Genomic DNA, 14308 nt, shown 5'->3' on the forward strand with positions numbered 1-14308 from the left:
CCAACCAGGGAGCGTCCCGCCGGTCTCCACCAGGCGGGCCTGCATGATCGAGAGGCATACAGACATGGCACGAGCGGTCGGTATCGACCTCGGCACCACGAACTCCGTCGTGAGCGTGCTGGAGGGTGGAGAGCCCACGGTGATCGCCAACGCCGAGGGTTCCCGGACGACTCCGTCTGTCGTGGCCTTCGCGAAGAACGGCGAGGTGCTCGTCGGCGAGGTCGCCAAGCGGCAGGCCGTGACGAACGTGGAGCGGACCATCCGGTCGGTGAAGCGCCACATGGGCACCGACTGGAAGATGAAGGTGGACTCGAAGGAGTTCACCCCCCAGGAGATCAGCGCCCGCATCCTGCAGAAGCTCAAGCGGGACGCGGAGGCGTACCTGGGCGAGTCGGTGTCCGACGCGGTCATCACCGTCCCCGCCTACTTCGACGACGCCCAGCGCCAGGCGACGACCGAGGCCGGCACCATCGCCGGCCTGAACGTCCTGCGCATCGTCAACGAGCCGACCGCCGCCGCCCTGGCCTACGGCCTCGACAAGGGCGAGAAGGAGCAGACCATCCTGGTCTTCGACCTCGGCGGTGGCACGTTCGACGTGTCCCTGCTGGAGATCGGCGACGGCGTGGTCGAGGTCAAGTCGACCTCCGGTGACACCAAGCTCGGCGGTGACGACTGGGACCAGCGGATCACCGATCACCTGATCAAGACTTTCAACGGCCAGCACGGCGTCGACCTCGGCAAGGACAAGATGGCGCTGCAGCGCCTGCGCGAGGCGGCCGAGAAGGCCAAGATCGAGCTGTCGCAGTCGTCCCAGACGTCGATCAACCTGCCGTACATCACCGCCTCCGCCGAGGGCCCGCTGCACCTGGACGTCTCGCTGACCCGCGCGGAGTTCCAGCGGATGACGCAGGACCTCATCGACCGCTGCAAGGGCCCGTTCCAGCAGGCGGTCAAGGACGCCGGCATCAAGATCAGCGATGTCGACCACGTGGTGCTCGTCGGTGGCTCCACCCGGATGCCCGCCGTCGTGGATCTCGTCCGTGACCTGACCGGCGGCAAGGAACCGAACAAGGGCGTCAACCCTGACGAGGTCGTCGCCGTCGGCGCGTCCCTGCAGGCCGGCGTCCTCAAGGGCGAGGTCAAGGACGTCCTGCTGCTCGACGTCACCCCGCTGTCCCTGGGCATCGAGACCAAGGGCGGCATCATGACCAAGCTGATCGAGCGGAACACGACGATCCCGACGAAGCGCTCGGAGATCTTCACCACCGCCGAGGACAGCCAGCCCTCCGTGCAGATCCAGGTCTTCCAGGGTGAGCGCGAGATGGCGGCCTACAACAAGAAGCTCGGCATGTTCGAGCTGACCGGCCTGCCGCCGGCCCCCCGGGGCATGCCGCAGATCGAGGTCACCTTCGACATCGACGCCAACGGCATCGTCCACGTCTCCGCCAAGGACCTGGGCACCGGCAAGGAGCAGTCGATGACGATCACCGGCGGCTCGGCGCTGCCGAAGGACGACATCAACCGCATGGTGCAGGACGCCGAGCAGTACGCCGAGGAGGACCGCACGCGCCGCGAGGAGGCCGAGACCCGCAACCGGGCCGAGTCGCTCGTGTACTCGACGGAGCGCTTCCTCGCCGAGAACGGCGACAAGATCGACGCCACCGTGAAGTCGGACGTCGGGGAGAAGCTGGGCACACTGCGGGGCGCGGTCGGCGGCACCGACACCGCCGCCATCCGCGAGGCCGCGGACGAGCTCACGAAGGCCAGCCAGGCCATGGGCGAGTCGATGTACGCGCAGGCCGCGAGTGCCCCCGGTGCCCCGGGCGGTGCCCCTGGCGCGTCCTCGACCGACGACGATGTGGTGGACGCCGAGATCGTCGACGAGGAGGACAAGAAGTGACGTCCCCCCACGACGAGTACCGACTGGACGACAGCCGGGCCGGCGGGGACGCCGGCGCGGAGGAGCCCGTGGTCAGGGACCGGAGGCGCATCGACCCGGAAACCGGGCAGGTCCGCGTCGGTGCCGAGTCGGGCCCGGCCGGATCGGGCCCCGGCCCGGCCGGGCCGGGCTCGGGCGGCCCGGGCACGGCCGGGCCGGAACCGGCCGGTGGCGAGACCGACTCCGAGCTCGCCGCGTCGCTGCGGCGTCAGCTCGGTGAGCGGACCGCCGACCTGCAGCGGCTGAAGGCCGAGTTCGACAACTACCGGCGCCGGGCGGCGCGGGAACGGGACGCCGCGGGCGACCAGGCCGTCTCCAAGCTGCTCACCGCACTGCTGGGCGTTCTGGACGACATCGGCCGCGCGCGGGACCACGGCGACCTCGAAGGGCCGTTCAAGGCGATCGCCGAGTCCCTCGAGGCGGCGCTGGAGTCGACCGGCCTGGAGCGGTTCGGCACACCGGGCGAGCTGTTCGACCCGCACCTGCACCACGCGCTGCTGCACTCGTACCGGTCGGACGTCAGCGAGACGACCTGCGTGGAGATCTTCCGCTCGGGTTACCGGCGCGGCAACGCGGTGCTGCGAGCCGCGCAGGTAGCGGTCGCGGAGCCCGCTGAGGACGGCGGCGACGGGCCGGATACCGGGCTCGACGGGACCGAATCGGGCACTCTTGGTGATAACGGGCACGCCGGGGCACACCCGGACGAGGGTCAGCCGGCCGGCGGCGCGTCTCCCGGAAGGGAGAACGCTCCCCTCCCGGACGACACCGGCAGCGTTCCCGGGCCGGACCGCGGGGGCCCGACCGTCAGCGCCGACTGAAGAGATGGCCAACTGAACCATGCCGATGGACCGCTCGCGTGCCGCCCGCCCGGTGTTCCGCACCGGCCGGGCCGGTGCGTCCCGATCTGACCGGCGGCCGGGTGGCTCTGCCCGCCCGGATGCTTCCGATACCCGCGTGCCGGGTTCGTTCATGACGGAAGGAGGGGCGCCGTGAGTGTTCGCGACATGGTTGAGAAGGACTACTACGCCGCTCTCGGCGTCCCCAAGGACGCCTCCGCGGCCGACATCAAGAAGGCGTACCGCCGGCTCGCGCGGGAGCTGCACCCCGACAAGAACCCCGGGGATCTCAAGGCGGAGGCACGGTTCAAGGAGGTCTCCGAGGCCTACGACGTGCTCTCCGACGAGACCCGGCGGCGCGAGTACGACGAGGCCCGCGCGCTGTTCGCCTCGGGCGCGTATCCGGGTGCCGGCGGCGGGCGCGGCGGCATGGGCGGCTACGGCCAGCCGGGCGGCTACGGCCCGACGTCGGGTATCAACCTCGACGACCTGCTCAACGGCAGCGGTGGGGCCGGCTTCGGCGGGATCTTCGACAACCTCTTCCAGCGGTCCTCGCCCGGCCGCGCGCCCCGCCGCGGCACCGACATCGCGGCGGAGGTGACGATCCCGTTCGAGAAGTCGCTGACCGGGCTCGAGGCGACGGTGCGGCTGCCGGGCGCCGCCACCTGCACCACCTGCGGCGGCACCGCCGCACGGCCCGGAACCTCGCCGCGGACCTGTCCGGTCTGCCGGGGCCTCGGCGTGATCTCCCGATCCCAGGGCGGTTTCGCGCTCTCCGAGCCCTGCCGGGACTGCCTGGGCAAGGGCAGCCTCATCGACCATCCCTGCACCGACTGCCACGGCACCGGGCGCCGGGAGCGCGAGCAGCGCATCCGCATCCCCGCGGGCGTCAGCGACGGGCAGCGGCTGCGGGTCCGCGGGCGCGGCTCGCCCGGGGAGCGCGGCGGCGCCGCCGGTGACCTCGAGGTCACCGTGCACGTCCAGAGCCACCCCGTCTTCGGACGGGAAGGCCACAACCTGACTATCAGCCTGCCGGTGACCATCACGGAGGCGGCCCTCGGTGCCTCCGTGAAGGTGCCGACAATCGACGGGACCCCGCTGACGGTCAAGGTCCCGGCCGGCACCTCGAGCGGCCGCCGTCTGCGCGCCCGGGGGCGCGGTGTCCCGCGTCCCGGCGGGGAGAGCGGCGATCTCATCGTCACGCTCGAGGTCACGGTACCCAAACCGTCGGAGCTCTCGCCGAAGGCGCGCACCGCGCTCCAGGAGTTCGCGCGGGCGCATCCCGAGGACCCCCGTGAAACCCTGATAGCCCAGATGGAGGGACGGGCATGAACGCGCGCCCGAACCGTACGTCCGATCCGCCCCAGACTCCGGGCCGCGCCGGGAGTCGCTCCCAGCCGGGAACCGGCGGGCTGTCCAGGGGCCAGACCGGTCCCGCCGGCGCACCAGCCTCCTCCCATCCCACCCACGAACCGGCGCCCGGCTACTACCAGCCCCCGGGCCCCGCGGCCGGACCCGCTCACGACGATGACGCGCCGGTCTACGTGATCTCCATCGCGGCGCAGCTCGCCGGCATGCACCCGCAGACACTGCGGTCCTATGACCGGCTCGGGCTGGTGACCCCCGGCCGCACCGCCGGCCGCGGACGCCGCTACTCGGCGCGTGACGTGGCACTGCTCCGCGAGGTCCAGCGCCTCTCCCAGGAGGAGGGCGTCAACCTGGAGGGCATCCGGCAGATCCTGCGCCTCGGTGCCCAGGTCGTCGCACTGCAGGCCCAGGTCCGCCAGCTCGCCGAGGAGCTGGCCGCCGCCCGCGCCGACGCCGACCGGCGCGTCGCCGAGGCGCATGCCAGCCACCGCCGTGATCTCGTCCCCATCGAGCGCGGCGCGGTCGTGGTCTGGCGGCCCGGCCACCGCCGCTGATCCCGGCCCGGCCGGGTGTGGGCGCCGCGCCTGTCCGCGCCCGCCTCCCTCGCGCCCCTGCCCGACCCCGCCCACCTCGCCCATCTGTTCACCCCGTCCGCCGCCGGCGAGGCCGGCGGGGTCGGCCGGCGGACACGAGCCCGAGAAGTCCGACAAGTTGAGCGGGAATGACTCAGGTATGCTGAGTGTTGTTACCGGAGGAGGCGGTGCCATCCGGCGCCGTTCGACACAGAACCCATCACGCGGAGCCGACAACTTCGGCACCGCCTGACACCGGATCGCTCCGAGACACTGGGGTCGCCATGAACGCTGACCGTCTCACCGCCCGCTCGCAGGAGGCGCTGTCCTCCGCGATCAGCCGCGCCACCGGCGACGGATCTCCGCTCGTCGATCCTCTGCACCTGCTGGCCGCTCTACTGGAAGCACACGACGGGGTCGGCGCGGCCCTGCTCGACGCGGTGGGCGCCGAGGCGCAGTCGGTGCGCTCACGCGCGGAGGCGGCGGTCGGCAGGCTTCCCCGGGCGGCCGGCGCGAACGTCGCCCCACCCCAGCTGTCCCGCCAGCTCGTCGCCGTCCTCAACAACGCCGAGCGGCAGGCCGGGCGGCTGGGCGACGAGTACATCTCGGTCGAGCACCTCGTCGTGGCCCTCGCCGAGGAGGGTGGCGAGGCGGCCCGCGTCCTCGCCGAGGCAGGGGCGACCCCCGACACGCTGCGTGGCGCGTTCGAGCGGGTGCGCGGCGGCGCCCGCCGGGTGACCAGCCGTGATCCCGAAGGGGCCTACCGGGCTCTGGAGAAGTACTCCATCGATCTCACCGCCCGAGCCCGCGAGGGCAAGCTCGACCCGGTCATCGGGCGTGACACCGAGATCCGCCGGGTCGTGCAGGTACTGTCCCGCCGCACGAAGAACAACCCGGTCCTCATCGGGGAGCCCGGCGTCGGCAAGACCGCCATCGTCGAAGGCCTCGCGCTGCGCGTCGCCGCCGGCGACGTGCCGGAGTCGCTGCGCGGCCGGCGGATCGTCTCGCTCGACCTCGGCTCCATGGTCGCCGGCTCGAAGCTGCGCGGCGAGTTCGAGGAGCGGCTGACCTCGGTGCTCACCGAGATCCGCGAGGCCGAGGGCCAGATCATCACGTTCATCGACGAGCTGCACACCGTGGTGGGCGCCGGCGCGGCCGAGGGCGCGATGGATGCGGGCAACATGCTCAAGCCGATGCTGGCCCGCGGCGAACTCCGCATGATCGGCGCCACCACGCTCGACGAGTACCGCACCCGCATCGAGAAGGACCCGGCGCTGGAACGCCGCTTCCAGCCGGTCATGGTCGGGGAGCCGTCGGTGGAGGACACCATCGGCATCCTGCGCGGTCTCAAGGAGCGGTACGAGGTCCACCACGGCGTCCGGATCACCGACTCGGCCCTGGTCGCCGCGGCCACCCTCTCCGACCGGTACGTGACGGCGCGCTTCCTGCCCGACAAGGCGATCGACCTGGTCGACGAGGCCGCCTCCCGGCTGCGGATGGAGATCGACAGCCGGCCCGTCGCCGTCGACGAGCTGGAGCGCGCGGTCCGCCGCCTCGAGATCGAGGACATGGCGCTGTCCAAGGAGAACGACGACGCCTCCCGGCAGCGGCGCGAGCGCCTGCAGCGGGAGCTGGCGGAGAAGCGTGAGGAGCTGTCCGCGCTCACCGCCCGGTGGCAGCGCGAGAAGAACTCCATCTCCGAGGTCCAGAAGATCAAGGAGGAGCTGGAGAACGCCCGGCGGGCAGCCGAGATGGCCGAGCGCGACCTCGACCTGGCCAAGGCCGGAGAGCTGCGCTACGGCACGATCCCGACACTGGAGAAGCGCCTCGCCGAGGCCACCGGCGCGCTCGCCGGCTCCGACTCCCCCGGCGGGGCGATGCTCAGCGAGGAGGTCGGCCCGGATGACGTCGCGGAGGTCGTCGCGTCCTGGACGGGCATCCCCGCCGGCCGCATGCTCGAAGGTGAGACCGCCAAGCTCCTGCGGATGGAGGAGGAGCTGCACCGCCGGGTCATCGGGCAGGACGACGCCGTGCGCACCGTGTCCGACGCGGTCCGCCGCGCGCGGGCCGGCATCGCCGACCCGGACCGGCCGACCGGATCGTTCCTGTTCCTCGGGCCGACCGGCGTCGGCAAGACCGAGCTGGCCAAGGCACTGGCCGACTTCCTCTTCGACGACGAGCGGGCGGTCGTGCGGATCGACATGAGCGAGTACGCCGAGAAGCACTCGGTGGCACGGCTGATCGGCGCCCCGCCCGGCTATGTCGGGTTCGAGTCCGGCGGTCAGCTCACCGAGGCGATCCGGCGGCGCCCCTACAGCGTGATCCTGCTCGACGAGGTCGAGAAGGCCCATCCTGATGTCTTCGACGTGCTGCTCGCCGTCCTCGACGACGGGCGGCTGACCGACGGCCAGGGCCGCACGGTGGACTTCCGTAACACGATCCTGATCCTCACGTCGAACCTCGGGTCGGCCTACATCGCCGACCCGACGCTCCCGCCGCAGGTCCGGCACGACTCGGTCATGGTCGCGGTGCGCGACGCCTTCAAGCCGGAGTTCCTGAACCGGCTGGACGACGTCCTCGTCTTCGAACAGCTCGGGCGGGAGGACCTGACCCGCATCGTCGACATCCAGATCGACCGGCTGCGCGGGCGTCTCGCGGATCGCCGCATCGCGCTCGAGGTGACCGACGCCGCGAAGAGCTGGCTGGCCGACACCGGCTACGACCCGGTGTACGGGGCGCGGCCGCTGCGCCGGCTGGTCCAGACCTCGATCGGCGACCAGCTTGCCCGCAAGCTGCTCGCCGGGGAGATCCGGGACGGTGACGAGGTCGTCGTCGACGTCGACCAGCAGCGGTCCGGGCTGGCTGTGGCAGCCCCTGTCCGCGCGCAGGCCATCTGACCACCCCGGACCGGTCTCATACAGTCGGCGCATGGTGCGGACGGGTCCGGTTCTGTCAGTCTCCGCCGAGGTCGAGGCCGCCCTGGCCGCCGGCGAGCCGGTGGTCGCGCTCGAGTCGACGCTGATCGCGCACGGCCTGCCGCGTCCCCGCAACCGCGGGTTCGCGGCGGAGCTGGAGGGGATGCTGCGCTCCCGCGGCGTCACCCCCGCCACCGTCGCCGTGATCGAGGGAGTCCCCACGGTCGGACTGGACGAGGCCGGGCTCGCCCGCGTCGCCGACGACCCCGCGGTGGCCAAGGCGTCCGTCCGCGACCTGCCCGCCGCCGTCGCGCTGGGCCGCACCTGCGCCACGACGGTCGCGGCCACCTCCGTCCTGGCGGCCCGCGCCGGCATCCGGGTGTTCGCGACCGGTGGCCTCGGCGGGGTGCACCGCGGCGCCGCCGAGACCTTCGACGAGTCCGCCGACCTGCCGACGCTGGCCACCACGCCGATGACCGTTGTCAGCGCGGGGGTCAAGTCCATCCTGGATGTCGACGCGACTCTCGAGCGTCTGGAGACGCTCGGGGTCACCCTGCTCGGCTGGCGGACCGCCGACTTCCCAGGTTTCTATCTCCCGGCCACCGGCCGCCGGCTGGACTGGACGGTCCGGGATGCCCGAGAGGTGGCGGACGCCATGGCGACCCGGGACGGTCTCGGCCTGGCGTCCGCGATCGTCGTCGCGAACCCGGTGCCGGCCGGGCAGGCCCTCGACCCGGCCGTGCACGACGAGGTGCTACGGACCGCGCTGCGCCGCGCCGATGAGCAGGGCCTGCGCGGCAAGGCCGTCACACCGTTCCTGCTGGCGACCTTCCATACCGAGACCGGTGGCGCGAGCCTCGAGGTCAACCTGTCCGTCGTCCGCAACAACGCGGCGGTGGCGGCGGAGATCGCGACCGCGTGGGCGGCCCGCTGAGACGTCCGCACGCCGCCCGCTGTCATCCGCTGTCATCCGCCGGTCACTGGATCTGCAGCTTGCCGGAGATCTGGTCCGCGATCCGCTGCAGATGCTCCTGCGACGGCAGGTTGTCGACATTGGAGTAGTTCACCGAGACCTCGACGCGCCCCTTGATGAAGAACAGGTTGTCCAGGACCAGGCCGACCGTCTCCCCGCCTGCCGTCACTCCCATGCTGATCCGCAGCAGGCCCTGGGCTCCGGCCGGGGGTGGGGGCGTCTCCGCGGCGACGATCTCAACCGTGGTGCCGCTGCTCGCGCTGGCGTCGAACTCGGCCTGCAGCGCCTGACCGAAGCACTCCCCGAACCGGGGGTTGGTCAGAATCTGCAGGTCGGTCGCGGCCTTCTCCGCAGAGACGATCTGGGCCGAGGAGGAGATCGAGATCAGGCTGTCGGCGTCGTTGGTGAAGTCGGGGCCGTCGGCGGAATCCTGGTCCTCGTCATCCAGCTGCTCGGCCGGCACTCCGAGGCAGCGGGCCACCTCGACCATGGAGATGTCGTCCGAGTTGGACTGCGGGTCCGCGGGGGACGCGGTGAACCCGGCGGTGAGCGGGCCCTCCGTGAGTACGTAGTCCTCGGCGTTCAACGTGGCCTCGGTCGGCGACGGCGACGGCGCAGACAGGGACGCGGCCGAGGTCGGTGCACCCGACCGGCCGCCGGCGGTCGAGGTGGACCCGCCGCTCTGGCAGGACGCCACGGTCAGCGTGGCCGCCGCGAGCAGCAGCCCGCACCGCCCCGCGACCCGGCGCCCGCGTCGCGACGGCACGCCGGTGCCGCCCCGGCCGGATTCCGCCGTGACCTGCCGGACCGCGTCCCGCTCGTCCACAGTTCCACCCCCAGATAATGGCGGCACGATTTTCCGCGCCGCATCGGAAAGCGTCCGCCATGGCGGCGTTCCGCCGCCGTCGAACCCTCGTCCACAATGCCGGAAGAATGCGGCGAGCACCCGTCCGATCCGATGTCTTTGTCGGGACAGCAACCGGCGGGCCGGAGCGCTCGGTACCGCCCTTGACAGGGCTGATGCCTTCCGCCGCACTCCGCATGTCAGGCGCGCGCCGCTATCGTCCCGATACGGATCGTCATGCCGGGTGGCTATTCGCTGCCCGCCGCGTGAGATCAGTCGGCGCGGCGCGCGCGTGACGCTCCGAGCTGGCAGCATCGGCGGAAAGCCGGCAGGTGAACGAGGGAGGGCGCAGCATGGACCAGCCGCGCCCCGACGGTGCCGCGGAGCCGGCCAGCACAGAGCCGGCCGGTGTGGCCCCGCCCGCCGGCTCAGGGCACGATCCGGGCCCGGGGCACCCGCTACGGCGGTCGCGTTCAGCGCGCCTCGTACCCTGCCTGATCGTCCTGTGCTGGTTGGCGGTCGGCGTGGCGGTCAGTCCGCTCGCCTTCCGGCTCACTGACGCCCAGACGAACGACGCCTCGGCCTTCCTGCCGGAGGATGCCGAGTCGACCCGCCTGCTGGAGGCGCAGCGGACCCTGCCCGGCGGCGACGCCGTGCCCGCGGTGATCATCCTGGCGCGGGCGGACGGTCTGACTCCGGACGACCTGAGGGTCGCCGAGGCACTGCGGGCTGATCTCGGCGAGTTCGCGGCGAACACCATTCCGCCCGCTGTGCCCTCGGGTGACGGCAAGGCCGTGGTGCTCACGGTTCCGCTGCCGCAGTCAACGGACGCCGAACAGTTCACCGAAGATATCGGCCGTATACGAAACATCAGCGACGACGCGGCCGCGGCCGAACCGGGTCTCGATTCCGCCGTCACTGGTCCGGCTGGCCTGGTGGCCGACACCTACGATGTTTTCGCGGAAATCGAGAACGCGCTGCTGCTCGCGACCGCATCCATTGTGGCCGTGATTCTGCTGCTGGTTTACCGCAGCCCTTTCCTCTGGATTGTGCCACTACTCTCGGTCGGCATCGCGGACCAGGCGGCTGCCGGCCTGATCTACCTGCTAGCCCGGCACGCCGACCTCACGGTCAACGGCCAGAGCGCGGGCATGCTGCGGGTCCTCGTCTTCGGTGCCGGAACCGACTACGCGCTCCTGCTCATCGCCCGCTACCAGGAGGAGCTCACCAGGTACGCCGAGCCCGCCGCGGCCATGCGGGTCGCGCTGCACCGGGCCGGCCCGGCGATCCTGGCCTCCGCCGGCACCGTGATCATCGGAATGCTGTGCCTGCTGCTCGGTGAGCTGAACTCGCACCGCGGGCTCGGCCCGGTCTGCGCGATCGGCATCGTCGTCGCGCTGGTGACGATGCTCACGCTGCTGCCGGCCGCGATGGTGATCGGCGGTCGGCGGCTGTTCTGGCCGTTCGTGCCGCGGCTGGGCCACTACGAGCAGGCGGAGGAGACCGGCAGCGGCACCTGGGCCCGCGCCGGCGCCGCCATCGCGCGCTACCCGCGGGTCATCTGGATCACCACGACGGTCGCGCTGGGCGCGCTGGTACTCGGCATGCTCGTCCTGCCCGGTGTCCTGCGCCAGGACGAGGCCTTCCGTGACCAGGTGGAATCGGTCGAGGGCCAGCATCTCGCCGAACAGAGCTTCCCACCGGGCGTCACGGCTCCGACGTTCGTCGTCGCGAACGCCGCGCAGACGGACGCGGTAGCCGACACCGTGCGCGCCGTTCCAGGTGTGGCCGCGGCGGCGGAGAGCGGCCGGACGGCCGACCTGGTCCAGTTCCTGGTGATCCTGGAAGCGCCGCCGGACAGCTCGGACTCCTTCCGTACGGTCGAAGCTCTTCGCGACGCGGTCCACGCGGTCCCCGGCGCCGGGGCGCTCGTCGGCGGCAACACCGCCGTGAACCTCGACGTTCGCGACGCCGCGGTACGCGACCGCGAAGTGATCATTCCCGTGGTGCTCGTCGTGGTGCTGCTGATTCTCGCGCTGCTCCTGCGCGCGATCGTGGCGCCGCTGCTCCTCATGGCCACCGTCGTGCTGTCGTTCTTCGCGGCGCTGGGCGCGAGCGCGCTGATCTACCACTTCGTCTTCGGCTTCCCCGGCATCGATCCGGCGCTGCCGCTCGTCGGGTTCATCTTCCTGGTGGCACTCGGCGTCGACTACAACATCTTCCTGATGACACGCGTCCGCGAGGAGGCGGGCCGAATCGGGCACGAGGCCGGTGTGCAGCGCGGGCTGGCAGTGACCGGCGGTGTGATCACCTCGGCCGGGGTGGTGCTGGCCGCCACCTTCGCGGTGCTGCTCATCTTCCCCCTCGTCCAGCTCGCCGAGGTCGGGTTCCTGGTGGCCTTCGGGGTACTCCTGGACACCTTGATCGTCCGCTCGATCCTGGTGCCGGCGCTCGCGCTGGATGTCGGGCCGGCCGTGTGGTGGCCCAGCCATCCCACGGCTTCGGCGGACCGGGCGCTGGCGCTGCGGGCAGCCCAGGCGGCGCCGGCCAGGCCCGTACCGCTCGATGACGCGGCCGCGGCGGCCGAACTCGACCAGCCCGGAATCGCGCCGTCCGGCGCCTTCGCCGACTTCGGCACCGACACCATCGAACACGCCTACGAGATGTCCCGCCTGCAGATGCTTGACGAGGAGCAGGCCAACGGCCTCGAGACCGCGGAAACCGCGCGCACCACCGAACCACCCGATTCCGCCGGCACCGCCGGCACCGGCGACACCGGCGATGCGCCCGGCAGCCAAAAGCAGGATGCATCCCCCACCGGTTCGCCACGGGACCCGCGCGCTGATCCGTCGCGCTGATCCGTCGCGCCGATCCGCCGCGCCGATCCGCCGCACTGCTCCGCGCACCGCCTGAACCTTCGGGAAATCACGGCTTAAGCACTTATGGTTGCCAGATGGGCCCCGCGCCGCTCGACCTACCGGACACGGTGTCGATGCCGGACCTGTGGCGCGTCCCGCCGCAGGCCTGGCGGGGGCTGTCCCCCCAGCTGCGGCGGCTGCGGCGGCTGTTGCTCGCGGCCGGTGCGCTGCCCTCGGCCGCGCTCGCCGCGCTCGTCGGCGGCACCTTCCTGGGCCTGCCCGGGCTGCTCGTCGCGCTCGCGCCGCTCGGCGCCGCGGGCTGGGCCTGGCACGCGATCGGCCGAGCCTGGGATGCCTGGCGGTACGCCGAACGCGATGACGACCTGCTCGTCCAGCACGGCGTCCTGGTGCGCAGACTCGCCGTGGTCCCCTACGGCCGGATGCAGCTTGTCGACGTCACAGCCGGACCGCTGGCGCGGCGCTTCGGCGTCGCGCAGGTGCGCCTGCACACCGCCGCCGCCACCACCGACGCCGTCATTCCAGGCCTGACACCGGACGAGGCGGCCCGGCTTCGGGACGCGCTGGCCGAGCGCGGCCGTGACCGGGCGGTCGGGCTTTGACCTCGGCGGGCTCGGAGCCGGCTGACGAGTACCACCATCTCCATCCGCTGACCCCCCTGCTGCGGGGTTGGCTGCTGGTGGGGGCCGTCGCCGCCAGCGTGCTCAGGAACTTCGTCGAGGAGATCTCCGCCCGCGGGGTACTGATCACTCTGCTTCTCCTGCTGCCCACCGCCTCCGCCTACGGCTACTGTGCCTGGCGCTTCACCCGTTACCGTGTCGGCGCCGAGAGCATCCGGCTCGAGACCGGCCTGCTGTTCAAGCGTTTCCGGGACGTCCGCCTCGACCGCCTCCAGGCGGTCGAGATCGCGCAGCCGCTGCTGGCCCGGGCCGCCGGGCTCGCGGTCCTCCGCCTGGACCTCGGCGGCGCGCATGACGGGGACGAGGAGTCGGGCACCAGCCTCAGCTACCTCTCGCTGGAGCGTGCGCGGACCCTGCGGGCGGAGCTGCTCGCCCGCGCCGCGGGTGTCACGCCCGACATCGGCGAGGCCCCCGAGCGGCCGCTCACCGTGGTGCCGCCGGGGCGCCTCGCAGCCTCCATCGCGCTGTCCCCCGCGCCGTGGCTGGCGCTCGCCGCGGCCTTCGTCCTCGTCACCCCGGCCCTGCTCACCGGGACGTTCGCCGGCTTCGTCGCGGTGGCACCGGCGCTGGTCGGAGTCTGGCGAACGTCGTTCCGCCGGTTCGCCAGCGGCTACCGCTTCACGGTGTCGGAGTCGCCGGACGGCCTACGGGTCCGTGGCGGGCTGCTGAACCGGGCCCATCACACCGTCCCGCACGGCCGGGTACAGGCGATCCGCCTGCGTTCGTCCCCGCTGTGGCGGTGGCCCGGCTGGGTCGAGGTGCAGATCAACGTCGCCGGGGAGGCCAGGAGCATGCTGCTGCCCGTCGCGCCGCGCGCGCAGGCCGTCGCACTGGTGGAGCGCCTGCTTCCGGAGGTCGATCTCGGCGCGGTGGCGATGCGCCCGCCACCCGGCCGGGCCCGGCTGCTGGCTCCGCTGCGCTGGCGTCACATCCGCTGCGGCGCCGACGACCAGGTCTTCGTCACCCAGTCCGGCCGCCTGTGGCAACGGACCGAGATCATCCCGCATCTCAAGGTGCAGAGCATCCAGGTCGTTCAACAGCCGCTCCACCGCGCGCTGCGGCTCGCGGACGTCCACCTGGACTGCACAGGTGGGCCGGTACGGATCCGGGCGGGGCTGCGGGACGTCCAGGAGGCCTACCGGATCGCCGCCGCACAGGCGGAGCGCTCCCGGCTCGGCCCCCACGCCGCCCGGACCGACCGGACGGATGATCCGCCGCCCACCCGGGCGGAGTACGACCCGCCACTCGCCGCGGTCTGCGCCCCGGAGTACGGGCCGGCGGGCTAGCGCCGTGACCGGCCGGGGC

Annotated in this window: 10 protein-coding genes; 9 read left to right on the forward strand and 1 reads right to left on the reverse strand. The window is 72.3% G+C overall.

From position 1 onward, the window contains the following. Positions 1-64: 64 nt before the first annotated feature. The 6 genes from dnaK (at position 65) to B207_RS0109270 (ending at position 8564) form a co-directional block, all read left to right on the forward strand. Positions 65-1900, forward strand: a complete 1836-nt coding sequence (gene dnaK, locus B207_RS0109245; protein ID WP_018636241.1) for a molecular chaperone DnaK — start codon at positions 65-67, stop codon at positions 1898-1900. Further along, on the forward strand, positions 1897-2757 hold the full coding sequence (gene grpE, locus B207_RS0109250) for a nucleotide exchange factor GrpE (RefSeq protein WP_018636242.1): 861 nt from the start codon (positions 1897-1899) through the stop codon (positions 2755-2757). The genes dnaK and grpE overlap by 4 nt, the downstream gene beginning before the upstream one ends. 171 nt (positions 2758-2928) lie before the next feature. Then, positions 2929-4107, forward strand: a complete 1179-nt coding sequence (gene dnaJ, locus B207_RS0109255) for a molecular chaperone DnaJ (protein ID WP_026310864.1) — start codon at positions 2929-2931, stop codon at positions 4105-4107. Continuing rightward, on the forward strand, positions 4104-4697 hold the full coding sequence (locus tag B207_RS42540) for a heat shock protein transcriptional repressor HspR (protein WP_018636244.1): 594 nt from the start codon (positions 4104-4106) through the stop codon (positions 4695-4697). Before dnaJ ends, B207_RS42540 begins: the two co-directional genes overlap by 4 nt. Before the next feature lie 302 nt (positions 4698-4999). Next, positions 5000-7612 (forward strand): ATP-dependent chaperone ClpB, encoded by a 2613-nt coding sequence (clpB, locus tag B207_RS0109265; protein WP_018636245.1) that lies wholly within the window; start codon positions 5000-5002, stop codon positions 7610-7612. A gap of 31 nt (positions 7613-7643) precedes the next feature. Next, complete coding sequence (locus B207_RS0109270) at positions 7644-8564, forward strand: pseudouridine-5'-phosphate glycosidase (protein ID WP_018636246.1); 921 nt, start codon at positions 7644-7646, stop codon at positions 8562-8564. Between the two features lie 43 nt (positions 8565-8607). Here B207_RS0109270 and B207_RS0109275 read toward each other — a convergent pair whose 3' ends face one another. Further along, complete coding sequence (locus tag B207_RS0109275) at positions 8608-9429, reverse strand: hypothetical protein (protein ID WP_018636247.1); 822 nt, start codon at positions 9427-9429, stop codon at positions 8608-8610. Between the two features lie 371 nt (positions 9430-9800). On the opposite strand from B207_RS0109275, the gene B207_RS33205 reads away from it, so the two are divergent. The 3 genes from B207_RS33205 (at position 9801) to B207_RS0109290 (ending at position 14289) form a co-directional block, all read left to right on the forward strand. Further along, the gene (locus tag B207_RS33205) at positions 9801-12305 is read left to right on the forward strand and encodes an MMPL family transporter (RefSeq protein ID WP_018636248.1); all 2505 of its coding nucleotides are present in this window, start codon (positions 9801-9803) and stop codon (positions 12303-12305) included. A 95-nt stretch (positions 12306-12400) separates the two neighbouring features. Continuing rightward, positions 12401-12925, forward strand: coding sequence for a PH domain-containing protein (locus B207_RS0109285; protein ID WP_018636249.1), 525 nt, complete (start codon positions 12401-12403; stop codon positions 12923-12925). Beyond that, complete coding sequence (locus B207_RS0109290) at positions 12922-14289, forward strand: PH domain-containing protein (protein ID WP_018636250.1); 1368 nt, start codon at positions 12922-12924, stop codon at positions 14287-14289. Before B207_RS0109285 ends, B207_RS0109290 begins: the two co-directional genes overlap by 4 nt. Positions 14290-14308: the final 19 nt, after the last annotated feature.

It is taken from the genome of Parafrankia elaeagni (genome assembly GCF_000374165.1).
Lineage (GTDB): Bacteria > Actinomycetota > Actinomycetes > Frankiales > Frankiaceae > Parafrankia > Parafrankia elaeagni.

Excerpts from the sequence above, each read along its gene's own strand:
- B207_RS42540 (WP_018636244.1), top strand. The coding sequence starts at position 4,104 with ATGAACGCGCGCCCGAACCGTACGTCCGATCCGCCCCAGACTCCGGGC.
- dnaK (WP_018636241.1), top strand. The coding sequence starts at position 65 with ATGGCACGAGCGGTCGGTATCGACCTCGGCACCACGAACTCCGTCGTG.
- B207_RS0109270 (WP_018636246.1), top strand. The coding sequence starts at position 7,644 with ATGGTGCGGACGGGTCCGGTTCTGTCAGTCTCCGCCGAGGTCGAGGCC.
- B207_RS33205 (WP_018636248.1), top strand. The coding sequence starts at position 9,801 with ATGGACCAGCCGCGCCCCGACGGTGCCGCGGAGCCGGCCAGCACAGAG.
- B207_RS0109285 (WP_018636249.1), top strand. The coding sequence starts at position 12,401 with ATGGGCCCCGCGCCGCTCGACCTACCGGACACGGTGTCGATGCCGGAC.
- clpB (WP_018636245.1), top strand. The coding sequence starts at position 5,000 with ATGAACGCTGACCGTCTCACCGCCCGCTCGCAGGAGGCGCTGTCCTCC.